Annotated in this window: 25 protein-coding genes; 21 read left to right on the top strand and 4 right to left on the bottom strand. The window is 41.0% G+C overall.

Going from position 1 to position 25,766, the window contains the following annotated elements:
* Positions 1-39: 39 nt before the first annotated feature.
* Positions 40-906, top strand: coding sequence for a DegV family protein (locus IGI44_RS00070; RefSeq protein ID WP_438785734.1), 867 nt, complete (start codon positions 40-42; stop codon positions 904-906).
* 194 nt (positions 907-1,100) lie between these two features.
* Here the strand turns inward: IGI44_RS00070 and IGI44_RS00075 are convergent, their stop codons facing one another.
* On the bottom strand, positions 1,101-1,994 hold the full coding sequence (locus IGI44_RS00075) for a LysR family transcriptional regulator (protein WP_438785735.1): 894 nt from the start codon (positions 1,992-1,994) through the stop codon (positions 1,101-1,103).
* A 123-nt stretch (positions 1,995-2,117) separates the two neighbouring features.
* On the opposite strand from IGI44_RS00075, the gene IGI44_RS00080 reads away from it, so the two are divergent.
* Complete coding sequence (locus IGI44_RS00080; RefSeq protein WP_438785736.1) at positions 2,118-3,758, top strand: malolactic enzyme; 1,641 nt, start codon at positions 2,118-2,120, stop codon at positions 3,756-3,758.
* 99 nt (positions 3,759-3,857) lie between these two features.
* A complete protein-coding gene (locus IGI44_RS00085; protein WP_438785737.1) occupies positions 3,858-4,823 on the top strand; it encodes an AEC family transporter in 966 nt (321 codons plus the stop codon).
* A gap of 49 nt (positions 4,824-4,872) precedes the next feature.
* On the opposite strand, the gene IGI44_RS00090 is transcribed toward IGI44_RS00085, so the two are convergent.
* Positions 4,873-6,492, bottom strand: coding sequence for an ABC-F family ATP-binding cassette domain-containing protein (locus IGI44_RS00090; RefSeq protein WP_438785738.1), 1,620 nt, complete (start codon positions 6,490-6,492; stop codon positions 4,873-4,875).
* Positions 6,493-6,631: 139 nt separating this feature from the next.
* Between IGI44_RS00090 and IGI44_RS00095 the strand changes: the two genes are divergently transcribed.
* On the top strand, positions 6,632-7,009 hold the full coding sequence (locus IGI44_RS00095) for a PTS sugar transporter subunit IIA (RefSeq protein WP_438785739.1): 378 nt from the start codon (positions 6,632-6,634) through the stop codon (positions 7,007-7,009).
* Between the two features lie 40 nt (positions 7,010-7,049).
* Here IGI44_RS00095 and spxB read toward each other — a convergent pair whose 3' ends face one another.
* A complete protein-coding gene (spxB, locus tag IGI44_RS00100) occupies positions 7,050-8,771 on the bottom strand; it encodes a pyruvate oxidase (protein WP_438785740.1) in 1,722 nt (573 codons plus the stop codon).
* A 274-nt stretch (positions 8,772-9,045) separates the two neighbouring features.
* Here spxB and IGI44_RS00105 point away from each other — a divergent pair, with 274 nt between their 5' ends.
* Positions 9,046-9,864: a ZIP family metal transporter gene (locus tag IGI44_RS00105; RefSeq protein WP_438785741.1), complete on the top strand. Its 819-nt coding sequence runs from the start codon at positions 9,046-9,048 to the stop codon at positions 9,862-9,864.
* A 44-nt stretch (positions 9,865-9,908) separates the two neighbouring features.
* Here the strand turns inward: IGI44_RS00105 and IGI44_RS00110 are convergent, their stop codons facing one another.
* On the bottom strand, positions 9,909-10,106 hold the full coding sequence (locus tag IGI44_RS00110; RefSeq protein WP_438785742.1) for a hypothetical protein: 198 nt from the start codon (positions 10,104-10,106) through the stop codon (positions 9,909-9,911).
* A 159-nt stretch (positions 10,107-10,265) separates the two neighbouring features.
* On the opposite strand from IGI44_RS00110, the gene IGI44_RS00115 reads away from it, so the two are divergent.
* The 16 genes from IGI44_RS00115 to IGI44_RS00190 all read left to right on the top strand — a co-directional run bounded on the left by IGI44_RS00115 (position 10,266) and on the right by IGI44_RS00190 (position 25,668).
* Entirely contained in the window at positions 10,266-10,838 is a 573-nt protein-coding gene (locus IGI44_RS00115) for a TMEM175 family protein (RefSeq protein ID WP_438785743.1), read from the top strand.
* 139 nt (positions 10,839-10,977) lie between these two features.
* Positions 10,978-11,655 (top strand): HAD family hydrolase, encoded by a 678-nt coding sequence (locus tag IGI44_RS00120; RefSeq protein ID WP_438785744.1) that lies wholly within the window; start codon positions 10,978-10,980, stop codon positions 11,653-11,655.
* On the top strand, positions 11,648-12,055 hold the full coding sequence (locus IGI44_RS00125; RefSeq protein WP_438785745.1) for a DUF4809 family protein: 408 nt from the start codon (positions 11,648-11,650) through the stop codon (positions 12,053-12,055). The genes IGI44_RS00120 and IGI44_RS00125 overlap by 8 nt, the downstream gene beginning before the upstream one ends.
* A 246-nt stretch (positions 12,056-12,301) precedes the next feature.
* Entirely contained in the window at positions 12,302-12,670 is a 369-nt protein-coding gene (locus IGI44_RS00130; protein WP_438785746.1) for a hypothetical protein, read from the top strand.
* Positions 12,671-12,796: 126 nt separating this feature from the next.
* The gene (locus IGI44_RS00135; RefSeq protein WP_438785747.1) at positions 12,797-14,257 is read left to right on the top strand and encodes an aldehyde dehydrogenase family protein; all 1,461 of its coding nucleotides are present in this window, start codon (positions 12,797-12,799) and stop codon (positions 14,255-14,257) included.
* 396 nt (positions 14,258-14,653) lie between these two features.
* Complete coding sequence (locus tag IGI44_RS00140; RefSeq protein ID WP_438785748.1) at positions 14,654-16,729, top strand: BglG family transcription antiterminator; 2,076 nt, start codon at positions 14,654-14,656, stop codon at positions 16,727-16,729.
* Positions 16,729-17,202, top strand: coding sequence for a PTS sugar transporter subunit IIA (locus IGI44_RS00145; protein WP_438785749.1), 474 nt, complete (start codon positions 16,729-16,731; stop codon positions 17,200-17,202). The genes IGI44_RS00140 and IGI44_RS00145 overlap by 1 nt, the downstream gene beginning before the upstream one ends.
* 75 nt (positions 17,203-17,277) lie before the next feature.
* Positions 17,278-17,568 carry a PTS sugar transporter subunit IIB gene (locus IGI44_RS00150; RefSeq protein WP_438785750.1) on the top strand — a complete coding sequence of 97 codons (291 nt, stop codon included), beginning with the start codon at positions 17,278-17,280 and terminating at the stop codon, positions 17,566-17,568.
* A gap of 115 nt (positions 17,569-17,683) precedes the next feature.
* A complete protein-coding gene (locus IGI44_RS00155; protein ID WP_438785751.1) occupies positions 17,684-18,952 on the top strand; it encodes a PTS galactitol transporter subunit IIC in 1,269 nt (422 codons plus the stop codon).
* 13 nt (positions 18,953-18,965) lie between these two features.
* Positions 18,966-20,024 carry a zinc-binding dehydrogenase gene (locus IGI44_RS00160; RefSeq protein WP_438785752.1) on the top strand — a complete coding sequence of 353 codons (1,059 nt, stop codon included), beginning with the start codon at positions 18,966-18,968 and terminating at the stop codon, positions 20,022-20,024.
* A gap of 394 nt (positions 20,025-20,418) precedes the next feature.
* Positions 20,419-21,219, top strand: a complete 801-nt coding sequence (locus tag IGI44_RS00165) for an SDR family oxidoreductase (protein ID WP_438785753.1) — start codon at positions 20,419-20,421, stop codon at positions 21,217-21,219.
* Between the two features lie 19 nt (positions 21,220-21,238).
* The gene (locus IGI44_RS00170; RefSeq protein ID WP_438785754.1) at positions 21,239-23,083 is read left to right on the top strand and encodes a BglG family transcription antiterminator; all 1,845 of its coding nucleotides are present in this window, start codon (positions 21,239-21,241) and stop codon (positions 23,081-23,083) included.
* A 51-nt stretch (positions 23,084-23,134) separates the two neighbouring features.
* On the top strand, positions 23,135-23,647 hold the full coding sequence (locus IGI44_RS00175; protein ID WP_438785755.1) for a transcriptional regulator GutM: 513 nt from the start codon (positions 23,135-23,137) through the stop codon (positions 23,645-23,647).
* 60 nt (positions 23,648-23,707) lie between these two features.
* Positions 23,708-24,268, top strand: coding sequence for a PTS glucitol/sorbitol transporter subunit IIC (srlA, locus tag IGI44_RS00180; RefSeq protein ID WP_438785756.1), 561 nt, complete (start codon positions 23,708-23,710; stop codon positions 24,266-24,268).
* A gap of 20 nt (positions 24,269-24,288) precedes the next feature.
* Positions 24,289-25,293: a PTS glucitol/sorbitol transporter subunit IIB gene (gene srlE / locus IGI44_RS00185; protein WP_438785757.1), complete on the top strand. Its 1,005-nt coding sequence runs from the start codon at positions 24,289-24,291 to the stop codon at positions 25,291-25,293.
* A gap of 21 nt (positions 25,294-25,314) precedes the next feature.
* Entirely contained in the window at positions 25,315-25,668 is a 354-nt protein-coding gene (locus IGI44_RS00190; protein ID WP_438785758.1) for a PTS glucitol/sorbitol transporter subunit IIA, read from the top strand.
* Positions 25,669-25,766: the final 98 nt, after the last annotated feature.

The raw sequence follows: 25,766 nt of genomic DNA on the forward strand, positions 1-25,766 counted from the left end.
ATGGATTTACTATTAAGCGGGTGTTTGGAGGGTTTTAAAATGTATCAGATTCTGACAGATTCATGTTGCGATGTGCCTTATGAAATACTAGAAGAAAACAATGTGGATTTTATTTCAATGTATGTTTCGATAGATGGAACAGAGTTCGCTGATGACTTGGGCCGCAGTTTTAAAATCGCTGATTTTTATCAACGAATCAAAGATGGCGCAATGCCCACAACGTCACAGGTCAATGTTGGTCGTTATGTAGAATTTTTCCGCAGCTATGCGGAGAAAAATATTCCAATTTTATATATCTGCTTTTCTTCTGGAATGAGCGGTTCGTATCAAAGTGCGATGCAGGCTGTTGAGCTCTTAAAAGAAGACCTGCCAGATGCGGAAGTCTACGTAGTGGATTCTTTAGCGGCAAGTGGCGGTGAAGGTCTGATGGTCTATGAGGCTGCTCAGAAGCAACAAGCTGGAATGTCGCTAAAAGACTTGCATCAGTGGTTGGAAGAAAATAAGTTAACCTATCATCACTGGGTGACGGTTGATGATTTAAATCACTTACAACGTGGCGGACGCATCTCAAAAACCAGTGCTGCAATTGGTGGACTAATGAATATCAAGCCAATCATCACAGTGGATGTAGAAGGCAAGCTGCAAAATGTTGAAAAAATTCGTGGACGTAAAAAAGCGTTACAGCTAGTTGCGGATAAAATTAGTGCGGCAACGACAGATCCAGCGAATCAAACAATCTTTATTACAACCAGTGCTGACCAAGAAGGCGCAGAAGAAGTAAAACGGCATTTAGAAGAAAGTATTCAACCGAAAGAGGTTCGCATCTTTCCATTAGGGACAACAATCGCCAGTCATACGGGGCTTGGCTGTATCGCAGTCTTTACTCGCGGCGAAAAACGAACTTAAATTAATGAAAAACGAGGAAATCTATCAGATTTCCTCGTTTTTTTGCGTGTTATGCTTTTCCCAGTTTAATAAACATGAGTAGATAATCATTTCTTTTTGGGAATATAAAGGACAGGAAGTTTAGCAGAATCGTATGCGTACGAGACTCTCCAGAATTTTTACGTCAGAAAAATTGTCTCTTACTTGTGAGCTAGCTAATGTTCTCTTTGTTGACTGAAGTCACGGATTAATTCGATTAATTGCCCACGAATCGTCGAATCTAAAATTTGTTCCCGCTGAACCAATGAAATCATAAACGTTGGCTGTGGCTCATCAGTAATCGGGATCATCACTAAATGGTCGTCAGGAGAAACGGCTAGTTCAGCTAGAAAGCCGATACCAATCTGTTCGCGGATCATGCCTTTCAAGATATTTAAGTTGCTATTTTGATAGATGATTTGCGGTTCAAAATGCGCCTGCTGCGCCATCTTTTTAAAGGCAGTCGGATGGACATAATGCTCGTTCAATAGCACAAAAGGTTCGTCCTTCAGTTCAGAGAAAGCTATCTCTTTGCGTTTAGCTAAAGGGTGGTTCGGGCTGACAACGATCATAAATCTTTTTTCAATCAACAGTTCACTGGTCAATTCATCATCACGGATCGGCTGTATTGATCCTAATAAGGCAAGATCAATTTTCCCGCGGCGCAATAGTCCATAAAGATCCCGAGAACCGCCATCGACTAAGTGAATGTGCTGCATCAAATTATTTTTGAAAAGGTAGGAAGAGAGCTTTGGAAAATAAAAGTTTCCGATGATCGGTGGCAAGCCAAAATCTAAGGTTTCTTCCTTCAAGCGATCAATCTCGGTAACAGCGATCGTAATCTCTTTTAAAATATTTGAAATGTGACGAGATAAAATCAGCCCAGATTGGGTGATAATCAGTTGCTTGTGCGATTGGTCACGATAGACGAGTTCAGCTCCTAATTCATCTTCTAATCGTTTCACTGCGTAAGTAATGGTTGGTTGACTGACATGAAAGGCATTTGCAACCTTTGTGAAACTCTTTTCGCGCACTAAGCGTTGGAAATATTCTAGGTCTTTAAAGTTCATAATAATCTCCTCTTGTGAAATTAGACTATCATATAAATAAAATTTATCCTAAGCTTTTGTTTTGACTATAGTTCATCAAAGCGTGTATTGTCCTAACTGTAAACAACTAAGGGGGAAACACAAATGAGAGGAAACGAAATTTTAAATAACCCATTTTTAAATAAAGGAACGGCTTTTACAAAAGAAGAACGGAAACAATATGGCTTGACGGGTATGTTGCCATCTAAGGTTCAAACTTTGGAAGAACAAGCGGAACAAACGTACGGTCAATATCAAAGCAAAACCACAAATTTAGAAAAGCGTCTATTTTTGATGGAAATATTCAATACTAATCGGACTCTCTTCTATAAATTGATGGGTCAGCATGTTGTTGAGTTTATGCCGATCGTTTATGATCCAACCGTGGCTGATTCAATCGAACAATATAACGAATTGTTTGTTGAACCGCAAGATGCTGCTTTTTTATCAATTGATGATCCTGAAAGTATCAAGGATAGTTTGAAAAACGCTGCGAATGGTCGTGATATTCGCTTGATCGTAGTGACAGATGCAGAGGGAATCTTAGGAATTGGCGATTGGGGAGTGAACGGAGTAGATATCGCCATTGGCAAATTGATGGTCTACACTGCTGCGGCAGGGATCAATCCAGCCCAAGTGTTGCCTGTATCGATTGATGCGGGTACTAATAATCAAGAATTGTTAAGCGACCCAATGTATCTAGGGAACAAACATGAACGTGTTTATGGCGATAAATATTATGAAATGATTGATCAATTCGTAGAAGCGGTTGAAGAATTATTCCCTGAAGTATTGCTGCACTGGGAAGATTTTGGTCGTTCGAATGCCGCAACTATTTTGGAAAAATACCAAGATAAGATTACGACCTTCAATGATGATATTCAAGGGACAGGGATCGTTGTTTTAGCCGGTGTTTTAGGCGCTTTGAATATTTCGCAAGAGGAATTGACGAAACAAACAGTTATGACCTTTGGTGCTGGAACAGCTGGTGTTGGAATTGCCAACCAATTGTTAGATGAAATGAAACGTCAAGGGTTATCAGAAGAAGAAGCCCGTAAACATTTCTACATGGTAGACAAACAAGGGGTGCTATTTGAAGACACTGAGGACTTAACCTCTGGCCAAAAAGACTTTGTTCGTCAACGCAGCGAATTTTCAAATGCGGACGAATTAACGAATTTGACCGCAGCTGTTAAAGCCATTCATCCTACGATCATCATTGGGACTTCCACACAACCAGGAGCCTTTACTGAGGAAATCGTGCGAGAAATAGCAGCCAACACCGAACGGCCAATCATTTTTCCATTGTCTAATCCTACGAAATTAGCAGAAGCGACAGCTGAAGATCTAATTAAATGGACGGATGGTAAAGCGTTGATCGGGACAGGGATTCCAGCTGCTGACGTGAAGTACAACGGCGTGACGTATCAAATCGGTCAAGCAAATAATGCCTTGATGTATCCAGGTCTAGGTCTTGGTATCATTGCTTCTACCGCAACTCGCGTCAATGGCGAGATGTTGTCACAAGCGAGCCATGCTTTAGGTGGAATTGTTGATACAAGTAAACCAGGTGCAGCAGTATTGCCACCAGTTTCAAAATTAACGGAATTTTCTCAAACGATTGCTGAAGTTGTTGTGAAAAGTGTCGTAGATCAACAATTGAATAAAGAAGAAATTACAGATATCAAACAAGCAGTCGAAGAGATGAAATGGTACCCAGAATATCAACCGCTTGACATTGAATAAGTGAGTAATGAATAAGAGCTGTTCTGCGTGTTTCCCTTGAGTAGGAAATACGTGGGAGAGCAATAGATTGAATTTTAATAAGAGAAAGAAGGAAGAAAGATGATTTTCTTTCAATCGATCCAAAGTGTTTTAAGCATCATTATTATGATTGCATTAGGATATATATTGAAACGTCAAGGCTGGTTTGATGATAGTTTTGGCAAAAGTATTTCGTCATTGATTACGCGGGTGGCGTTGCCAGCGTCTATCTTTGTATCAGTATTAAAGAACTTAACTAAAGAAAGCTTGTTCCAACTATCCGGTAGTCTGATCTATCCTGTTGGAGCGGTCATTATTTCTTACATCTTAGCCTATGCGCTAGTTAAAATTTTGAAGATTCGGCCAGGGCGGCGCGGGATATTCATGAATGCTGTGGTGAATGCCAATACGATCTTCATTGGGTTGCCTTTGAATATCGCCTTGTTCGGTGAAAAGGCATTGCCATATTTCTTGGTATATTATGTGACGAACACCGTTTCAACTTGGGCCTTTGGGGTATTCTTGATCTCCAACGATGATCCAACCAAAGTCAAAGGTGAAAATAAAGCCAAATTGAACTGGAAGAAATTATTGCCACCGCCATTATTAGGCTTTATTGTAGCGATCGTCTTCCTACTGATAGGGATTCCTGTACCAAGCTTTATCAATGCAACGCTTGGCTATGTCGGCAGTATCGTTACTCCGCTGTCACTGCTGTACATCGGGATCGTTTTGTACGATGCTGGTTTGAAGAGTATCCGCTTTGATCGTGACACGGTCGTAGCATTACTGGGACGCTTTGTTTTAGCTCCTGCTGTATTAATCGGTTTGATCGCTCTCGGCTCAAATGTTTTTGGCGCCAGTCTAGCACCATTGTTGAAGCAAACCTTGATCGTGCAATCTGCAACACCAATGTTGGCAGTCTTGCCAATCTTAGCGAATGAAGCACACGGTGATGTTAAATATGCAACAAACCTAGTGACAACTAGTACCGTATTATTTGTGATCGTTGTTCCGATCCTGATGGAACTTGTTCAATTCATTTAATTTGCTTCCCCAATAGAAAAAGCATCCGCGATTTCGCGAATGCTTTTTTTTAATACAGGTGACTCAATTGTTTTTGTACTTCGGGATTTTCTAAGAATTCATCGTACGTTGTCTCTGCACGATCAACTACACCATTTTCGGAAATCGCAATAATGCGGTTCGCGATCGTTTGAATGAACTGATGGTCATGAGAGGCGAATAGAAGGGAACCTTTATACGCAATCAGACCTTCATTCAATGCTGAGATGGATTCTAAGTCTAGGTGATTGGTTGGATCATCCAAAACTAAAACGTTTGATTTTGACAGCATCAATTTCGATAGCATACAACGAACCTTTTCACCACCGGATAAGACATTGACAGGCTTCATCACTTCATCACCTGAGAATAGCATACGGCCTAGGAAGCTGCGTAAGAAGGTGTTATCGTCTTCTTCTTTGCTGGCGTATTGACGCAGCCAATCAAGGATCGGCATATTACTGTCGAATTCCTTCGTCGTATCTTTAGGTAAGTAAGCTTGGCTGGTTGTTACACCCCAACGAACCGTTCCTGTATCGGGTTCTAAGTCCCCCATGATCACTTTGAATAACGTTGTTGTGACTAAGTCGTTTTCAGCGATGAAGGCGACCTTATCGTCACGATTCAAGGTGAAAGAGATATTATCTAATATTTTTTTGCCATCGATTGTCACACTGACATTGTCGACTTGCAGCAAGTCATTGCCGATTTCCCGTTCTGGCTTGAACTGTACAAATGGGTAACGACGTGAAGAAGGCTGGATATCGTCTAAGGTGATCTTATCCAACATTTTCTTACGAGAAGTCGCTTGTTTTGATTTCGATGCGTTGGCGCTAAAACGAGCAATAAATTCTTGCAATTCTTTGATTTGTTCTTCTTTTTTCGCATTTTGTTGAGATTGTAATTTTGCGGCTAACTGGCTGGATTCTAGCCAGAAGTCGTAGTTTCCGACATACAATTTAATCTTCCCGAAATCTAGATCGGCCATATGAGTACACACTTTGTTCAAGAAGTGGCGGTCATGGGATACGACGATCACGGTATTATCAAAATTAATTAGAAATTCTTCTAACCAGTTGATTGATTGGATATCTAAGCCATTCGTTGGCTCATCTAGTAAAAGAACATCGGGTTTGCCGAAAAGTGATTGAGCTAATAGGACTTTGATTTTTTGTCCAGCCGTCAATTCGCTCATTTTTTGCTGATGCAATTCTTCTGGAATGTTTAGTCCTTGTAAGAGGACCGCGGCTTCGGGTTCGGCTTCCCAGCCATCTAGCTCAGCGAATTCGCCTTCAAGTTCTGCTGCACGAATACCGTCTTCGTCAGAAAAATCTTCCTTCATATAAACGGCGTCTTTTTCCTGCATGACTTGGTATAAACGTTCATGGCCCATAATAACTGTTTCAAGAACGGTATATTCTTCAAAATCAAAATGGTTCTGTTTTAATACAGCCATCCGTTCGTTCGGACCTAAAGTAACAGAGCCAGTAGAAGGCTGGATATCGCCTGCTAAAATCTTCAGAAAGGTTGATTTGCCGGCACCATTCGCGCCGATCAACCCGTAACAATTGCCGGGAGTGAATTTAATATTTACGTCATCAAAAAGTTTACGATCAGGAAACTGTAAACTAACGTCACTTACTGTAATCAATGATTTTCCTCGCTTTATCAGTATTGGCGCAAGGCCTCTTTGCATTATATCGGGGAACATCTGAAGTTTCAAGTCAACCGTTAAGAATTTACTTGGGATTTAAAATAGGATAGACTTGGCTGTGAAGGGATGTGTCAGTATGATCGGGATCATTATCGCGACCCACGACCATTTAGCGGACAGCCTGTTACAAACGGCTGAATCTATTTTGGGCGAACAGAGCTGTGTGGAAACATTAAATATTGAACCAGGAGCAACAGGACTACAAGAAAATATTGAAGAGTATGCCAAGGACTTATTGAAAAAAGTCGATGAACTGGTTTGGCTGGTAGATATGTTTGGGGGAACGCCATTTCGCTATGCCAGCTATTGTGTGATGGATGATTCGCGCCAGTCCTTAGTGACGGGAGTCAATTTGCCAATGGTTCTGCAGGCTTTAGTAAATCGAGAGTTGTCCGCAGCGGAATTGACAAAGCAATTAGAAATAGAAGCGAAACAAACGATTCGCAGAATGTAAAAAAAGGTAGTGCCCAAAATTTTGGGCACTACCTTTTTTACTATTTTAAGAGTTCACGTAGTGTTGGCATATTATGAACTTGATATTTTTCTTTAAAGGCATTGATTTGTTCGGCTGAGAATTTTTCTGGTTCTAATTCTAAGGCTTCCACTGGTAGTGGACGTTCGTCTTTGATTTTAACATCAATTACGACAGGTCGTTTGCTGGCTTTCGCAGCTGTAAAGGCTGGTTCTAATTGACTGTATTCAGTAATTGTGAAGCCGTCAGCACCAAGTGCTTCTCCAACTTTACCAAAATCTGCTCCTTCTAAGAAAACGCCGAATTTTTGTTGTTCAGTGTCTTCTTGTTCTGCTTCTATGAAACCAAAAGCATTATTTGAAAAGACCACGTTAATAATCGGTAAATTGTATTTTACTTGTGTGATGATATCTTGCATTTGCATGGCAAAGCCACCATCACCGCTGAAGGTAAAGACTTGTTTATCTGGATACGTCAATTGTGCAGCAATTCCGCCTGGAACCCCATTACCCATTGTGGCAAACCAACCAGAAGTCGTGAATTGTTGCTCCCCATTCATTTCCAAATGGCGAATCGCATTTAAGGTAACATTTCCGACATCAGCAACATAAACAGCATCTTTTTCAGCAATACGATTGACTTCTTTAAAAACCGGTTCTGCACGTAATGGTGTTGATTGATCATTATAGAAGCTCTTACGCCAAGCGTGCCAATTGCGGATATTTTCTTGATTGGCTTTCAACCACGCATCAGCAGGGCGGGCTGTTCCAAGTTCGACCCAACGGCGAAGTGCTGTTGCACCATCACCTAATACCGATTGGTCGACATTGTGGCGACGCCCAAATTTTGACGCGTCGATATCGACTTGGATAAATTTCGCAGCTGGATTGAAGAAATATCGGCCAAATGGGAAATCACTACCGACGAAAACAATTAAATCTGCATCAGCTAATGCTTCATTCGCTGGTTTGGTTGCGACACGAGCAGCAAAGCCTAGGAAGTTTTCGTATAAATCAGGAACGATTCCTTTGGCTAAGACAGCAGCAGCAACGGGCATTGAGAAATGCTCAGAGAAGGCTTTGATTGCATCAAAGCCGCCACGAACACCTTGACCAATATAAAGTACTGGTTGTTTTGCAGCCTCGATTAACGGTAGTGCTGCTTTCAAATCTGCTTCATCAGGTAAAACAACGCCTGTTTTATGATTTTTAGCGGTAGCAATCTCTACTTCTTCGATTTCTGCGAAGCCAAAATCAACGGGAATCGTCACAACGGCTACCCCTTTTTGTTGATACGCAGCCTTGATGGCTTCATCGATCACGTGAGGTAAGCTTTCCGGTGTCATAACTGTACGATTATAAACACTGACATCTGCGAACATTGGATTTTCATTTAATTCTTGGAAAGAATTGTAGTTCATAGCAGTAGAAGCTACTTGACCTAATAAAGCCAAAACAGGAACATGGTCCATTTGTGCGTCATAAAGACCGTTGATCAAATGACTAGCACCGGGACCGGCTGAACCAAAAACAGCACCTACTTTACCAGTCAATTTTGCATCGGCTGCCGCTGCTAGAGCACCAGCTTCTTCATGACGTACTTGGATATATTTTACAGTTTCGCGTTCATGATACAACGCATCCATTGTTGAGTTAAATGAACCGCCAGGAATCCCATAGATATGATCGATTCCCCAAGCTTCTAAAACGTTGACCATTGCCACACCGGCGTTAATTTTTGTCATCCTTTTTCACTCACTTTCTTTTTGTAAGTTTCCTACGTGAAAAGTATAACGCGTCTTAAAAAAACCAGCAAAGAAAGTGTCTTACGACAAGTTTACAGGGGCACCTAAAATATGATAGAGTGAATACGAATAAACGTTTTAAGGTTACCAGTTTGATTGGGTGATTTTATTGAGAATTAGTAATATTGAAATGAAACCGGGTACAGACAAATAGGAGATTAGGGTTTATTTTGTCTAAGGAGAGATAAATGAGTAAAAAAATAAGGAGGATCTTATGATCGAATGGCTATTGAGCCTAACAGCATGGCAGCAAGCTTTGGTTGGGACCCTGTTTACTTGGGGAATGACGGCATTAGGCGCCGCATTAGTTTTTTTCTTTAAAAATATCAATCGGAATGTTCTAAATTTAATGCTAGGCTTTGCATCTGGTGTAATGATTGCCGCCAGCTTTTGGTCATTACTAGATCCAGCAATCGCAGCAGCAGAAGAGAATGGTTCAATTCCATGGCTAGTGGTGAGTCTTGGATTTGGTCTTGGCGGATTGTTTCTTTACATCGCAGATAAAACGATTCCTCACATGCATTTTGGACCAAATAAAGAAAAAGAAGGTTTTCCCAGTCATTTGAAGCGAACAATTTTGTTGGTATTTTCTATTACTCTACATAATATTCCAGAAGGTTTAGCTGTCGGGGTCGCTTTTGGAGCAGCTAGTGAAGCAGCCAATCCAACTGCCGCAGTGTTAGCAGCGATATCTGTTTCGTTAGGGATAGGGATTCAGAATTTCCCAGAAGGAGCAGCTGTCTCGATTCCTTTACGACAAGAAGGCTTGAGTCGTACAAGATCATTTATTTATGGGCAAGCATCAGGCCTTGTTGAACCGATTGCCGCAGTAATTGGAGCACTTTTAGTAACCAGTGTCCAACCGTTGTTGCCGTATGCTCTTTCTTTTGCGGCCGGAGCTATGATCTATGTTGTAGTAGAAGAATTGATTCCTGAAGCCCAAGCAACAACAGATAGCAAACATCATTTCGGTGTCTTTGGTGCTATGCTAGGATTTATTATTATGATGATTTTAGACGTTGCCTTGGGATAAAATACAACCCCCTCGAAAGCTCAGCTTTCGAGGGGGTTGTAATCTTAATAGGTTCTACGTCCACGACGTTTGGTCAACCAAGTAACTAAGAAATAAGCAATCGCTAATGGAATGGCGATTCTAAAGAACAAGCCGATCAGGCCTGAAAGCAACGGACCAACAATACTTAAGATCAGACTAGCAACTAGGAAAAAGCCGACGACAGCTAAAATTCGTACAACCATAGGGTAATCTTTCATCATTTTAAATTCCTTCTTTCCATTTGTTTTAACTTAAACTTAGTTTAGCAAACTATTTTCTCACTTACGTCCAACTTAAGACGTATTTATTGGCAAACCAGTTGTTTTTTTGTTTAATAGGAGTCGAGCTAGCTATTTTAAGTTATGAATGGAGTTAAGAAAATGCCAAAGTCAAGAATTGAAGCATTTACGGATGCGGTTATCGCTATTATTATGACTCTCTTAGTATTGGAGCTGCATGAACCGGATGGACCTACTTGGTCAGCTTTTTTACATACGGAGCATAAATTCATCGTTTATCTAATCAGTTTTATCAGTTTGGCGATCTACTGGAACAATCATCATCATCTTTTTCAATTGGTTCGAAAAGTAGACGGATGGGTTTTATGGGCCAACAACTTTTTAATCTTGATGATGACTCTCTTTCCTTATGTGACAGCTTGGGTTGGAGATTACCCATTTTCTTGGGCACCGCAAGCATTGTATGGGTTAGTCACGCTAGGAACAGATTTTGCCTACTATTTATTGGTTAGAGCATTAGTAAGAGCGAATGGAAAAGATTCTAAAATTGGTCAATTATTTAGACACTATCCCAAGTTGTATCTATCGATTGCTTTAGCCATTATCGCATTAATTTTAGGAAAAGTGATTGCACCAATCGCAGTACTAGTAGTCAATGTTTTGATTTTATTGATGTGGTTCATCCCGGAAAAATCCATCGAAAAAACTTTGTAAAAGTGCAGCAGATGCTGTACTTTTTTCTTTATGGAAATTTGGCGACGAGCAAAAATGGTGGGATATTTTTTTCATAATTACTACACTCACTTCTCTATCTATGATAGAGTTTAAGCAAACGTTTTGATGGAGGATAAGGATGTTAGAAGCGATTATATTTGATATGGACGGTGTACTAGTAGATTCGGAATATACGTATTTCCAAAGTAAATCACAGATTTTAGAAGAAGCTGGACATCCAGTAGAAGAAAGCTATCATTTCCAGTTTATGGGCACTACTAGTGAATATATGTGGGAACAAATGAAGCAAGAATTTTCCCTGCCTTTATCAGTGCCGGAGTATGTTCAGGAAATGACCGCTTTACGACAAGCGATGATCAAACGAGATGGCGTTCGGGTGATCCCTCATGTCCAAGCTTTTGTGAAAAGACTTTCTGCAGCAGGGCTGAAGCTAGCGGTAGCATCTTCCTCGTCATTAACAGAAATCAAAGTAAATCTAGCGGAAATCGGACTATCTGAGTATTTTTCAGAAGTCGTCAGTACGGAAGAAGTGAAGCATTCAAAGCCTGCGCCAGATGTTTATTTGGCTGCGGCTGAGAGAATTGGTGTGGAGCCGGAAAATTGTTTAGGGATTGAGGATACTAAAAACGGTGCGGGTGCCGTTCATAATGCAGGAATGGTTTGTGTCGGTTTTGCGAATCCAGTGTTTCCGCCACAAGACCTAGCTGCTGCTGATAGAGTCGTATCTTCTTTTGCAGAACTAGATGGGGATTCACTAACTAAAATTTATCAGGAAGTGAGGGAATCGAATGCCTAGAGCAGCTATTTCCAGCAAAGCTTTTTTGATTGAAGGCGGCTGTAATGCTTGCGGAATGCAAAATACGGAGACGTTTACCATTCATTTTGAAGATCAACGATCTGCTGTGTTAGATCATTTTGATGTGCCTTCGCTCGTCCAAACGATTGCTCAAAAGAATGGTTGGCGCGAGACTGCGATTCCTGTTGGTATTGGTGAGGAAGAGATCGTCTTGAAGAGAGCAGATGCAGTTGTCAAACCAAGATTTCTTGGTGATCAAATTATCTATCAAGCAGGAGATCAGCGAATCCAAACAAAGCAACTGTTTGATGATAATAATGAATTATTTGAACAGGTAAACAATATTTTAGTCCAATTGTTTAAAATCGAACCTTATGAGATGAGAATAGCGGTTGATTAGATCCTAGAGAAATCTAGGATTTTTTTGACGCAAAGCTTTGTTATCATGAAGATAAGCTATAGGATAGTGAGGGAAAAAAATGAAACGAGGACTGATGATAGGACTAGGTTTGCTTTTGTTTGCAAGCTGTTCCGATCAAACAAAAGAAGAAATCAAGTAACAACAAATGATCCTGTGGAGGTCAGCAAGATTTTAAAAGAGGACCAGACAGAAAATTCACGAGAGAATTTTATTAACGAAACTTATTTGAAAGAATATTCAGTCAAAATCGATCCACAGCAGTCTTTGTCGACACTACTACTTAACTATTCTTGGTTCAATGGCTCTCAAATCTTAACCTTTGATCGCGAGCAGCAAATCACAGGCAGTCTATTTCAGGGTACCAAGGATAAGCGGATGGATAGTGATTACGCCATCTATGAGATTCTTGATGAAGCCACACTTAAGATTCATATCATTGGAAATTATGGTCCTAACGTTATCCAGGATTATACGTATACGGTTAATAGGAGTGAAAAAGCGCTCCAACTGGAGGACTCGACGATTAACCCGCCAGATCGTGAGACACTGCAACCAGTTAAAAAGTTGATCGAAGTGAACGAAACAAATGATTGATCATCAATCAAAATAGCGGATTTCCATCAGACGGATCGAAAAAAGGTCCGTCTTTTTTGAGCTGCATTTTTGCCTTTTCATGAAAACGTATTCTATGATGGAAGGATAATAAGAAAGGTGGATTATATGGAAAAACAGTTCGACAAACAATTTATTGGCGGAGAATGGAAACAAGGCAAGGACTCAGAGCATGTGAATGAGGATAAAAATCCCTACACGCAAGAGACGATCCTGAAGATCCAGGGGGCGAATACAGAGGATGTCGATGAAGCCTATCAAGCAGCTCAAAGAGCACAAAAAGAGTGGATAGATAAAACTCCTCAAGAACGAAGTGAGGTCGTGAAAAAAGCGGCTTTGCTAATGGAAGAGAAGCAAGCGGAGATTACAGAATGGCTGATCAAAGAAGGGGGAGCCACGAAAATCAAGGCTGGCCTCGAAGTCAGTTTGGCAAGAGGGATCACTGAAGAGGCGGCTAGTTTTCCGATGCGGCTAGAAGGCAAACTTTTACCTACGAATACCTCAGGAGAAGAAAGTTTTGTGACGCATAGACCTATTGGAGTAATTGGAATCATCAGTCCATGGAATTTTCCGTTTCACTTGACGATGCGTTCTCTAGCACCTGCCATTGCTGCAGGCAATGGCGTGGTGATTAAACCAGCCAGTGATAGTCCAGTAACCGGCGGACTCCTCCCAGCAAAGATTTTTGAAGAAGCTGGAGTTCCCAAGGGCTTGGTTAATGTAACCGTTGGCAGCGGTAGTGAAATCGGAGATTATTTTGTTGCTCATCCGATACCAGGGTTCATTTCCTTTACTGGCTCCACTCCTGTAGGGAAAAATATCGCGAGTCAAGCAATGAGCGGCAAAAAGATCAAACAGGTTGCATTAGAATTAGGGGGAAATTCCCCATTTATCGTACTTGATGATGCAGACATTGAAGAAGCCGCACACGCTTTGATCGTCAGCAAGTTCATGCATTCCGGACAAATCTGCATGGCAGCAAATCGGGCAATCGTGGTTGAGGCTGTATTTGATGAATTTGTTCATAAAGTAGTGGAACGAGTAAAAGAGTTGGTTTCCGGTGATCCATCTGATGAAAAGACGGTCGTAGGGCCAATCATCAATCAAAAACAGACGGATCAAATCCAAGAGATCATTCAGCAGGCGAAAGAAGCAGGAGCAACCTTCTTAGTGGAGGGTTCTATCAAAGGACAAGTCGTTGAGCCAGTTGTTTTAGTCTCCGAAGATCCTGCCTTAGAAATTTTCCATCAAGAAATCTTTGGACCAGTGCTGCCGATTCTGAAGGTGAAGGATACGGAAGCGGCAATCAATGCAGCGAATGATACAGAATATGGTTTGTCGAGCGCCTTATTTACCAAAGATTTAGACAAAGGGCGCGCGTTAGCAAATAGAATCGAAGCCGGAATGTGCCATATTAACGGACTGACTGTCGATGATCAGCCGAATGCTCCATTTGGCGGGGAGAAAAATTCTGGTATCGGACGTTTTAACGGTGAATGGGTATTAGAAGAATTTACTAGAGTTCAGTGGGTAACGACCAAAACAGGAAAAGGGCAGTTTCCATTTTAGACACTAAAGAAGAAAAATAATCAGCTAAAAGAGAAAGCACTGAAATGGAATTCATTCATTTCGGTGCTTTTTTTGCAATTAGTTAAACTACACGCGCTGTTTTATTAGCAAAATCAGTAAAGTCTAGCTTACATAAAAAACAGACAAATAATGAGACTCTTGATAAAATGAGAGATGAACAAGAGTACCAAGTTGCATAATAGGTAGTCAAAAACAGGAACGCAAGGATAGATTTTCGCTTTTGTATCAGCTTTTTCTATTTTTGCGGATCTTTTTTTGTGAAAAAAAGTATTTGTAAGCACCAAGTTGCATAAAGAACACCGAATTATTTGGGAACAAAGAAGATGGAAATGTAAGCGTTTTTCATTTAAATTGAAGATGTAAAGAGGGATGACAATGAATTTAGAAGAACGAACCAATCAGATTTTTGTTGAGTTAGTCAACAACCCGCAGATCACTAGTAAAGCATTGTGTGAGAAATTTGATTTAACACGTGGACAATTGAATTACGCGTTAAAGAAAATCAATGATTCTTTATTGGATGAAAAGCTGAGTGAGATTAAACGAACCAAAAATGGTCACTTTCTGATCGCAAATGAGATTCTTTCAAATTATAAGGGTGGTGATGAGCAGTTCGGGGAGTCGACAGAAAGCTACGTATTTTCAGGCAAAGAACGAGCAGCCATAATTGAATTGATGCTGTTAAGTAAAGAAGATTATCTTTCGTTGAATCATTTTATCGATGAGTTGAAAGTCAGCCGTAATACGGTGCTGCGAGATCTGAAGGAAGTTGATCATGAACTTCAACAACATGAACTGGCTTTGAAGTATACCCGTCAAAAGGGTTATTTCATTCAAGGAGACGAGTGGAATAAGCGGAATCTTCTATCAGATTTATTAAACAATTTAGCAGTTATGTATAACGGGATAAACGTCATCATGCAGTTTGCGAATCTCGATCCACAACAGATTGACGTGTTTCGTAAACGTGTAGAGCTAGTAGAAGAAGAATTGGAAGTTCAATTTACAGATGAACGATTAAAAACGTTGCCTTTACTGATTATCTTGATAATTCGACGCGCGCAAAAAGGCAAGTTGATTTCCTACAGTTTCAAAATTAATTATCGAGAGTTAGCAGATACGAAGGAATATTTAGCTGCAGATCGAGTCATTTGGGATGTTGACGGTCTAAGTGAAAATGAACGTGTCTATGTAACGATGCTGCTGTTAACCACAAATCTTTCGCGAGGCGATATTTTATCGGTGAAAGAGATCAACAAGATGAAGGCAGCTTTGGAGAAGGTTATTGCGAATTTTGAACGGATTGCCAGTGTTAGTTTAGAGGAAAAAGAAAAATTATTGGAGCGATTATTGGTCCATATGCGGCCAGCCTATTATCGAATCAAGTATCATTTGAACTTGCAGACTCGTTTTTATCAAGAAAATAAAGATGCAAATCTTTTTTCACTGTTTTACTTAGTCAAAGAAGCTAGCGGACCATTAGAAACGTACTTTGATCAACCTGTTCCAGATGCAGAATTGTTTTTCATCTCACTGTTTATTGGCAGCCACATCGTTGAAAGTTCAGAGATTGTTCATCCAGAAAATCGCAAACGAGCTATTATCGTGTGTCCAAATGGTATTTCGATTGCTGTGTTATTGGAAAATACATTAAAAAATTTGTTACCAGAAATTGATTTCATCACGTCGATGTCGGCGCGGGAATTTTATCGAACGGATTATGATGTGGACTTTATCTTTTCAGCAGTTCCATTAAAAACAGAGAAAAAAGTATTCGTTGTGAACAATTTCTTATCTGAGCAGGAAAAGCGGCAGTTAAGAGAGCGTGTCTTACGATCAACAGCGATCATCCAGACAGAGATCGTGACTCCTGAAAAAATCTTAGGGGTGGTAAAAAAACATGCAACGGTTTTGGATGAAGCCAGTTTATATGAAGAATTACTGAGTTTATTTGCACCAAAAGAGTCAAAAATATTGGAAAAGAAACGGCCGCATTTAATTGATCTACTTAAAGGAGAAACAATTCAGATATTCGAAGAGGAGATTAGTTGGTCTGAAGTGTTAGATGCTTTGGCAAGACCTTTGGAACAACAGCAGGTTATCACGCCAGCTTATATTCAGGCACTGAAGAAGGAGATGCCTATATTGCCAGCCTACACGGTTTTACGTCATAAGATCGCTTTGCCCCACACCGTAACAGAAGCAGGCGCGATTGGTGTTGGGATCAGCTTGGGGTTGGTAAAAAAAGGTATTTCCACGGAGGATGGCAGAACGATCCATACGGTCATTCTACTGGGCTCCAACGATAAAGAGGAGCACTTGGATCTGATTTTTGAAATGATGAGTTTGGCGGGTGCAGAGGAATTAACACAATTAGAAAAAGCAAAAACGAAGGATGAGATTCGAGAAGCGTTGATGCGTTTCAACGAGGAATATTGGAGGGCAAATTGATGGCAGAAACGACACTAAGTTCCTATGTGAAAGAACCATTAGTTTTCGCGCAAGAGAACTTTACGTCACAGGAGGAACTATTTGAACAGGTATATCAGAAAGCGTTCGATCTAGGCTGGGTACGAGAGGACTTTTTCGAACGGATCATGAAGCGGGAAAAGGAATTTCCAACGGGAATTCAATTAATGAGCTTTGGTGCGGCGATCCCGCATACAGATGCTGAATGTGTACGAGAGGAATTTGTTGCAGTGATTACGATGCAGGAGCCTGTTGCCTTTCATAGTATGGAAGACAATACTAAGCAGGTGAAAGCGCAAATTGTCTTTGTTTTAGGGTTGAATCAGCCTCATGCGCAGTTAGAAATGCTGCAATCGTTGATGGGGCTTTTACAAAATGAAACGGTTTTATCAGAACTATTGTTAGCCACTACTGAAAATGAGTTAGTGAGGACCATAAAAAAAAATCAGCTATAAAAAAAGAAGCTCGTTCTACCTTTTGCAGATAGGACAGGGCAAGTAGTCAAAAAACATTAAAAGGAGAAAATCATTATGAAAACAATTCGCGTATTAGTAGCATGTGGAGCAGGAATCGCAACATCAACGGTCGTTATGAAAAAAGTCGAGGATTTATTTGCCAGAAATAATCTGCCAGTGGAAATCACCCAAATCAAGATTGCGGAAGCGGCTGGAAAACAGGATGAAGCGGACATGCTGATCTCAACGACGATGCTTCCAACTCAATACAAAATTCCCGCGATTTCAGCTATGGCCTTTTTAACAGGGATCGGAACGGAAAAAGTTGAAAATCAAATTATCGAGGCAGCGAAAGAAATCCAATAACAGATCATTCATGTATATCCGTTCCGTGATTCACTGATTATTCGGCTTTAGAGGTTTCGCGGAATGATATATGTGTTGAGAAATAAGATCAAAACAAATTAGGAGGAATAAGTGAATGGATGGCTTAATGGATGTAGTACAGAGTATTTTAGGTGCGGGCCCGAGTGTCATGCTGCCGATCATTATTTTCATTGTTGGAATTATTTTTAGAGTTCCGGTAAAAAAAGCAATTATTTCAGGAATAACTGTGGGGATCGGAATGATCGGGATCAACTTGGTGATTACAGTATTGACTACAAACGTTGGTCCAGCAGCACAAGCGATGGTTGAACGGTTCGGTTTGAACCTGACGATCATTGATGCAGGCTGGCCAGCAGTCTCAGCCGGGACTTGGGCGCAACCAATCGCGGCTGTGATGATTCCAGTGATTTTGATCGTGAATTTAATTATGCTGGCATTAAATCGAACAAAAACGCTGAACATTGACATCTGGAACTACTGGCATGTTAGTTCTGTGGCAGCAACTGGTTATATTGTAACAAAAAGTTTTTTCTTTGGCATCCTGTGCGGAATTTTATTTACGATCATTATTCAAATTATCGCTGATAAGACTGCGCCGAAAGTTCAAGAATATTATGGTTTAGAGGGAATCAGCATCACAACGGGGTCAGCGCAAGGCTATGCGGTTTTGGCACTGCCGGTTGGCTGGTTAGTCGATAAGATTCCTGGTATCAATAAATTAGATGTTAAACCTGAAACGATCCAAAAACGTTTTGGTATTTTTGGCGAACCAATGATCATGGGGATCATCATCGGGATGTTCCTTGGTCTATTAGGAGGCTATGATTTCATCGGTATTCTGCAAATTGGAATGAACATGGGTGGTGTGATGTTCTTGATGCCGCGGATGGTAAAAATCCTGATGGAAGGCCTGATCCCGATTCAAGAGGGCGCGCAAAAATTATTGCAAAGCCGTTATGGTGACCGCGAAATTTATCTAGGAATGGACGCAGCGTTAGCGACAGGCTCACCGGCTGCTTTGTCTACTGGTCTTTTGATGGTACCGATCACCTTGTTCTTAGCGGTCATTTTACCAGGAAATCGTGTACTGCCGTTTGGTGACTTAGCGACAATCCCATTCTTCGCAGCCTTAGTAGTTCCTAGTCGTAAAGGGAACATTTTACACTCAGTGATTTCACTGACAGTTGTAATGGCGGCAGCGTTATTGATGGCAACGAACTTTGCACCAGTCATTACCGAAATGGCGCAAGGAATCGTGAAATTCCCTGAAGGTGCAGCAGAGATCACTAATCTGGATACTGGCGGAAACTTCTTAAAATGGATCTTCTTGAAATTCTCAGAATTAGTAGCAACAGTGATGTAGGAGGCTTATATAAATGAGTAAAACAATGAAGGGTGTTTCCAAACAAGCACCCGGTTATGACCAAATGGCATTTATCGATTTACCTGTACCAGAAGCAACAGATGACAAGGTCTTGATTAAAGTCGCTTATACAGGTATTTGTGGATCAGATATCCATACGTTTAAAGGTGAATACAAGAATCCCACTACCCCCGTCGTCCTAGGGCATGAGTTTTCTGGGCAGGTGGTTGAAGTCGGAGCCAATGTAACAAAAGTCAAAGTGGGCGATCGGGTAACCAGTGAGACGACCTTTTATGTCTGCGGCGAATGCGATTATTGCAAGGAAAAGCAGTATAATTTGTGTCCCCATCGAAAAGGAATTGGCACGCAGCAAAATGGTTCCATGGCGAATTATGTATTGGCAAGAGAAGAAAGTATTCATTTATTGCCGGATCAGCTAAGTTACGAAGGTGCGGCGATGAGCGAACCGCTAGCTTGTTGTGTCCACGCGATGTATCAAAAGAGTCACTTGGAATTAAAAGATACGATCATTATCATGGGCCCTGGACCAATCGGACTGTATCTTTTGCAGATTGCCAAGGAAATCGGCGCGTTTGTTATTATGACGGGGATCACAAAAGATGCTCATCGTTTAGCATTAGCAAAGAAACTTGGTGCGGATGTTATCGTTGATACGATGAAGGAAGATCTAGCGAAAGTCGTCAACGAAATCACGGATGGCTATGGCGTGGATAAGGTGTATGATGCCTCAGGAGCAGTTCCTGCTGTTAATGCCAGTCTGCCATTGATCCGCAAACAAGGACAATTTATCCAAGTCGGCTTGTTCGCCAATAAAATGGTGGATTTAGACACAGAATCAATCATCCAACGCGAGATCGAATACATCGGCAGCCGCTCACAAAATCCATACGATTGGCCGATCGCGATCCATTTACTAGCGAAAGGCGCAATCAATATCGACGAGATGATCACAAAAAAATATCCGTTGACAGAATGGCGCGAAGCCTTTGATAAGGTGATGGAAGGTAATGAGATTAAGGTGATGATCGAGTCGAATCCAGGCGAGTTTTAAATTTATTTTTAATAGAAATTAATCCTCAAAATTTTAAGTGAATAAAAAAGTAAGTCGAACAACTCTGATCTATCTTCATTGGTAGAAACAGAGTTGTTCGGCTTTTTAGCAAGTTGAAATTTTTATTTTACTTTTTGTAGAACTCATTAGGTAAGACACTTTTTGTTAGTTGATCGTCTAGATAGATTAAAGAAATAGGAATTATCAAAAGGATAAAAATGTTTCACATGAAACTTAAAAGAATTTATTTATATCCAAACTAAGACGGTCAGGCTTCTTTTTCACTTTTCACAAATTAGTGCAGCTTTTTTTCTTTTGCTAAAAAAAAGAGCGTATTAATCAATTGCGCAAAGCGTTCTATACTTGGCGTGTAATTAAGAGGAGGGAATACAGCATGTCAGATTGGTTAGACGTCGCAGGTAAGAAAGTGGTTGTAACGGGAGGATCTTCGGGGATTGGTGCAAGCATTATTGATGAGTTGCTGGAGCAGGGAGTAATCATCGCAAACTTTGATCTTCAGCCCGGAAAGGTCGTTCATGAGAATCTTCATTATTTTCAGACAGATATTTCAGATCGGCAGCAGGTCGAGGAAAATGTTGAGAAGGTTATTGAAGAACTTGGGCAAATAGATGGTTTAGTCAATAACGCCGGAATCAATGTCCCACGCTTATTAGTGGATCAGGAAAATCCCCATGGTCAGTTTGAATTGTCGGATGACGTCTTTGATAAAATGCTGGCGATTAATCAAAAAGGGTTGTTTTTAATGACGCAAGCAGTCGCTCGAACGATGCTGGAAAGACATGAGGGAGTAATCATCAACATGTCATCAGAATGCGGCTTGGAAGGCTCAGAAGGACAGAGCCCATATGCTGCGACAAAAGCCGCTGTCAACAGCTTTACTCGATCATGGTCCAAGGAGTTGGGCAAGCAAGGAATTCGGGTGGTAGGAATCGCACCAGGAATCATGGAAGAGACAGGATTGCGCACGGAGGCTTATGACACAGCGTTAGCCTACACTCGAGGGATCACAGTTGAAGAGCTTCGTAAAAATTATGATAAAACCACGACGATCCCTTTAGGACGGAGTGGGAAGCTCAGTGAAGTTGCTGATTTAGTGTGCTATTATTTATCTGATCGGTCTAGCTATATTACTGGCGTTACAACCAACGTTGCTGGAGGAAAGACCCGAGGATAAAAGAAGGTGGGGTGATAAGATGGCATTAATCAATCGCTGGTATCAATTATTGCAGCATTTTATTACTCATGATCGTCTGAGTTTGAATGAACTGAAAAAAATAACTGATACAAGTGCACAAACCACCAAAAAAGCGATTCAACTATTGAATGACCAAATGGAACGAATCGCCTTGATTGAAGAGAAGGAAAATATTTACACCTTAAAAGTGATGGATGCTCAACAGTTCTCGGAGATTATGAATGGCAGTTTAAAACAACAAACGGACTTCAACTCTAGCACGAAACGAATGGCTGTTTTGATTGATTGCTTTATGAAGCAAGACGATTATGTGGTCATTGATGATTTGTCAGAGGTTTTAGGGGTCAGTCGTTCAACTGTCAATAAGGATTTGCGAAATCTAAAGCAGCTGATGGCCAGGTATCAAATTGCATTGATTGGTACACCTAATAAGGGCTTACGTATTTCTGGGGCTGAGTCCCAGCTGCGATTACTGTACCTACATCATGCCTATGATTACTTGGAGCAACCCACGTTAAGTACGGATTTGCTGCAGCGAATTGATGAAATCGCACTGAATAAGAGATTGGATTTCCGTACATTGGGATTATTGCAAAAGACGATTATCTTAACGATTCAACGTATTCAAGCAGGAAAGCCATTAACGCAAGCCGTTCCCTATTATGTTAATTATTTTTCAGACGATCAATTACTGGAAGAATTATTTGTTAGTTTGGCGACGGATTACAGCTTGACGCTTAGTAAATTTGATTTTGATTTTCTCTGTTTCCCATTAAATATTTTCAATAATAATTTGGTTTCTGAGGAGCAGGCGGACAATCAAGCGGTTAAGACCTTGTTTGGATATATGATGGATCAAATCAATGCAGCTGTGATTATCAATCTAGATCAGGAAGAATTATTCCGAAGCCTTCGGGCGCACTTCATGTTTTTGATTAATCGAATTATTTTTCAAGTCGAGACCTACGATATTTTTCGCGAAGAATTCAAGCAAAAGCATGCCTTTGCCCATGAATTAGCCGAAATAGGTATTGCAGCTTTAGCTGATTTTTTACAAAAACCAACTCAGCAAGCTGAACGTTCTTATTTAGCTATCTATTTTGAGTTAGCGTTAAAATCAGATACTCAGCCGAAGATGAAGGAGATTGCGGTGGTCTGCAATACTGGAAAAGGGACCGCCTTAATGATCAAGCGCCAGCTGACGACGGTTTTAGGACCGAATATTCGGATTGCTCATTATTCAGAGGAAGAGTATGAAACAAAGGATTTGGATCGCTATTTTGCGGTGTTCACAACCGTTCCCTTGAAGCAAACAAAAACAACGACAACCGTAATCAAGCTAACGGATTTATTCAACGAGAATTGGCTGTTAAGTGAATGGAAGCGGATCGTGGCTTCAAAAGCTGCAACCTTCGAGCATATCCGCTTTTTTTTCGAAGGCTTGAATCAACAGTCGGCTTATGAGGAGAATCTGGCAGGAATGTTGGAGAGACTACAACAGAAGCAATTGATCGATGATACCTTTAAAAACTACATTATGACGAAAGCGCAGGAAGAATCTGCCGTAATTGATAATGGAATCGCTTTCCCGCATGGGATCAATCGACGAAGCAAGGAAATTCTGGTGACTATTGGGAATTACCCAGAAGGGCGGTCACTCGAAGACATCGAACTGATTTTTTTAGTGGCAATTCCAGAAAACTTGACATTAGAAATGGAAGATGAGCTGCTGAGTTTTTACGACACGATTTTTGTCATTTCTTCCAACAAGCTGTTGCGCGAGAAAGTCAAACAAATAAATAGTAAAGAAGAATATCGGCAGTTACTGGTGAATGGTTACTAGTGAGTTTGGGGTGTGAAGAATACTTTCGCATCAGAAAGGAGCAGGTGTTTTATGAATATCTTTGTATTAGGGGCTATTGCAATTATTGCTTATATTCTTCAAATTTTCTTGGGGATGAGGCAGATCAAAAATTTCAACTCTGTGTATATTCGCATGAAACGAAAAGGAAAAGTCGCCATCGGCCGCCGTCCAGGAAGAATCGCTTCGGGAACGATTCTGCTATTGGGGGTTGATGAGACAGGAATGATTCAAGAAGCGGAAATGATGCAAGGGACTTCGATCTTGGCGCGCTTTAAACCGCGGCCGCAATTTACAGGTATTGATATTCATCAATTAACGGAGGCCTCCATTCTGCTAAAGGAAAATAAATTGACTCGTCAAGCGGCGGCGAACGCGCAGAAAATCTATTTAGAAGTTGAAAAAGGCAATCATCGAGAGGAAGCCCCAGTGTCACCGATCTTCAATATCGGGAATCAACTATCGTTAATGAAACATTCGATTAAAAATAAATTTACAACAAAGGAAGATCGGACTTCTTTTCGTAATTTTACTCAAGAAAAATAAGACAGTACAAAGCTTCAAAAAACGAATCAATCCAACAATATGAAAAAGGAGCGTTTACGAATGGATTATATTACAAAATTTGCGGAAGGCTTTATGAGTCTCTTCCAAACCGGTGCTGAAACCTTTATTAGCTGGATGACGGGAATTGTCCCAGTCGTTTTGATGCTGATGGTGGCAATGAACACCTTGATCGCCTTTTTAGGAGAAGAACGAGTGACGAAAGTTGCCAAAGTATCTTCTAGAAATCCGGTGACTCGCTATCTAGTTTTGCCTTTTGTCTCTGCTTTTATGCTAGGAAATCCGATGTCCTTTACCATGGCGCGCTTTTTACCAGAGTTTTATAAGCCAAGCTACTATGCCTCAAATGCGCAATTCTGTCATACCAGCAACGGTGTCTTCCCACATATTAATCCAGGCGAATTGTTTGTATGGATGGGGATTGCACAAGGAATTACGCAATTAGGACTGAACTCGATGGAGCTAGCGATCCGCTACATGTTCGTTGGATTAGTCATGAACTTTATTGGCGGCTGGACGACCGATTTTACTACCGCGCTTGTTTGTAAACAGCAGGGGATTCAATTAAGTAAAACCGTCGATGATGTCGCAGTGACAGAATAACGTTGAGGAGGAAATGAAAAATGGCTTATAATAGTATCAAAATTGTAAAAGGTTCAGGCGGTTACGGCGGACCTCTAGTGATCACCCCCACCGATGAAAAGCATAAATTTGTTTATGTGACTGGTGGCGGAGATAAACCGAGTATTGTTGATAAGATCGAAGAATTATCCGGAATGGAATCAGTTAATGGCTTCAAGACCTCGATACCGGACAATGAAATCGCTTTAGCGATCATTGATTGCGGTGGAACATTGCGCTGTGGGATTTATCCCAAAAAGAATATCCCTACAGTGAACATTGTACCGACTGGGAAAAGCGGGCCATTAGCCCAGTACATCCATGAGGAAATTTACGTGTCGGCTGTTGGTGACAATCAAATCATGTTGGCAGATGATGCTGAGGCGGCGAATAAACCGGCGTTTATCACTGAAGAAAAGCCGGAGCGTGAGTTTAAGTACTCTACGGATAAGAAAATTACGGAGCAAAAGGCCGAGCAAAAAAGTTTTATTGCTAGAATTGGTATGGGAGCTGGTAAAGTCGTGGCGACCTTTAACCAGTCGGCTCGTGAAGGCGTACAGACGATGATTAATACGGTTATTCCCTTCATGGCCTTTGTATCACTATTAATTGGGATCATTCAGGGGTCTGGTGTGGGAACTGTTTTTGCCAATTTGATGAAACCTTTGGCTGGAAATGTTATCGGCTTGATCATCATCGGTTTTATCTGTTCCTTGCCGTTTCTGTCACCCTTGTTAGGACCTGGAGCAGTAATCAGTCAAATCCTGGGGACCTTGATCGGTGTGGAAATCGGCAAAGGGAATATTCCGCCGCAGCTTGCTTTGCCCGCACTATTTGCGATCAATACACAAAATGCCTGCGATTTTATTCCCGTCGGTTTAGGTCTGGAGGAAGCTGAAGCGGAAACCGTTGAAGTAGGGGTACCGTCAGTCTTGTATTCACGCTTCTTAAATGGCGTTCCGCGAGTGGTTGTTGCGTGGTTAGCTAGTTTTGGATTATACAGTTAAAAATGTTTGGAGAGATGAAAGATGATTTTTGAGACGCAAGTAACCAATATTGGGCCGGAAGCAGAGATGTTCCAGCAGGAAAAAATGCTGATTTTTTTCGGGGATGATGCGCCGGAAACTTTAGCGGACTATTGTTATAACATCCAATTGACACCATCGACTGCTGAGATAACGGCAGGAATGACGTTTTCCTTCGATGATCAAGCATACAAGATTACGGCAGTCGGGGACGTGGTGAAGAAGAATCTAGATGATTTAGGGCATATCACCCTGCGTTTCGATGGATCAGAAACAGCGGAGCTTCCGGGGACGCTGTATGTGGAGGCCAAAGCCATGCCAACGATCACTGTTGGCACAAAGATTGCGATTAATTAAGAAATACCCATCTAAGAGTTGCATTTAACTAGTTTAAATGTACACTTTTAGATGGGTGTTTTTGTCAGTTTTTCTTCCTGCTTTAGCAGGTTAGAAAA

Origin of the sequence: Enterococcus sp. DIV0756 (genome assembly GCF_051710745.1) — a bacterium.
In the GTDB taxonomy this organism is placed as follows: domain Bacteria; phylum Bacillota; class Bacilli; order Lactobacillales; family Enterococcaceae; genus Enterococcus_A.

Bases quoted from the DNA above. Each gene is read 5' to 3' on its own strand.
- IGI44_RS00070 (WP_438785734.1), top strand. From the start codon at position 40: ATGTATCAGATTCTGACAGATTCATGTTGCGATGTGCCTTATGAAATA.
- IGI44_RS00075 (WP_438785735.1), bottom strand. From the start codon at position 1,994: ATGAACTTTAAAGACCTAGAATATTTCCAACGCTTAGTGCGCGAAAAG.
- IGI44_RS00080 (WP_438785736.1), top strand. From the start codon at position 2,118: ATGAGAGGAAACGAAATTTTAAATAACCCATTTTTAAATAAAGGAACG.
- IGI44_RS00085 (WP_438785737.1), top strand. From the start codon at position 3,858: ATGATTTTCTTTCAATCGATCCAAAGTGTTTTAAGCATCATTATTATG.
- IGI44_RS00095 (WP_438785739.1), top strand. From the start codon at position 6,632: ATGATCGGGATCATTATCGCGACCCACGACCATTTAGCGGACAGCCTG.
- spxB (WP_438785740.1), bottom strand. From the start codon at position 8,771: ATGACAAAAATTAACGCCGGTGTGGCAATGGTCAACGTTTTAGAAGCT.
- IGI44_RS00105 (WP_438785741.1), top strand. From the start codon at position 9,046: ATGATCGAATGGCTATTGAGCCTAACAGCATGGCAGCAAGCTTTGGTT.
- IGI44_RS00110 (WP_438785742.1), bottom strand. From the start codon at position 10,106: ATGATGAAAGATTACCCTATGGTTGTACGAATTTTAGCTGTCGTCGGC.
- IGI44_RS00115 (WP_438785743.1), top strand. From the start codon at position 10,266: ATGCCAAAGTCAAGAATTGAAGCATTTACGGATGCGGTTATCGCTATT.
- IGI44_RS00120 (WP_438785744.1), top strand. From the start codon at position 10,978: ATGTTAGAAGCGATTATATTTGATATGGACGGTGTACTAGTAGATTCG.
- IGI44_RS00125 (WP_438785745.1), top strand. From the start codon at position 11,648: ATGCCTAGAGCAGCTATTTCCAGCAAAGCTTTTTTGATTGAAGGCGGC.
- IGI44_RS00135 (WP_438785747.1), top strand. From the start codon at position 12,797: ATGGAAAAACAGTTCGACAAACAATTTATTGGCGGAGAATGGAAACAA.
- IGI44_RS00140 (WP_438785748.1), top strand. From the start codon at position 14,654: ATGAATTTAGAAGAACGAACCAATCAGATTTTTGTTGAGTTAGTCAAC.
- IGI44_RS00145 (WP_438785749.1), top strand. From the start codon at position 16,729: ATGGCAGAAACGACACTAAGTTCCTATGTGAAAGAACCATTAGTTTTC.
- IGI44_RS00150 (WP_438785750.1), top strand. From the start codon at position 17,278: ATGAAAACAATTCGCGTATTAGTAGCATGTGGAGCAGGAATCGCAACA.
- IGI44_RS00155 (WP_438785751.1), top strand. From the start codon at position 17,684: ATGGATGGCTTAATGGATGTAGTACAGAGTATTTTAGGTGCGGGCCCG.
- IGI44_RS00160 (WP_438785752.1), top strand. From the start codon at position 18,966: ATGAGTAAAACAATGAAGGGTGTTTCCAAACAAGCACCCGGTTATGAC.
- IGI44_RS00165 (WP_438785753.1), top strand. From the start codon at position 20,419: ATGTCAGATTGGTTAGACGTCGCAGGTAAGAAAGTGGTTGTAACGGGA.
- IGI44_RS00170 (WP_438785754.1), top strand. From the start codon at position 21,239: ATGGCATTAATCAATCGCTGGTATCAATTATTGCAGCATTTTATTACT.
- IGI44_RS00175 (WP_438785755.1), top strand. From the start codon at position 23,135: ATGAATATCTTTGTATTAGGGGCTATTGCAATTATTGCTTATATTCTT.
- srlA (WP_438785756.1), top strand. From the start codon at position 23,708: ATGGATTATATTACAAAATTTGCGGAAGGCTTTATGAGTCTCTTCCAA.
- srlE (WP_438785757.1), top strand. From the start codon at position 24,289: ATGGCTTATAATAGTATCAAAATTGTAAAAGGTTCAGGCGGTTACGGC.
- IGI44_RS00190 (WP_438785758.1), top strand. From the start codon at position 25,315: ATGATTTTTGAGACGCAAGTAACCAATATTGGGCCGGAAGCAGAGATG.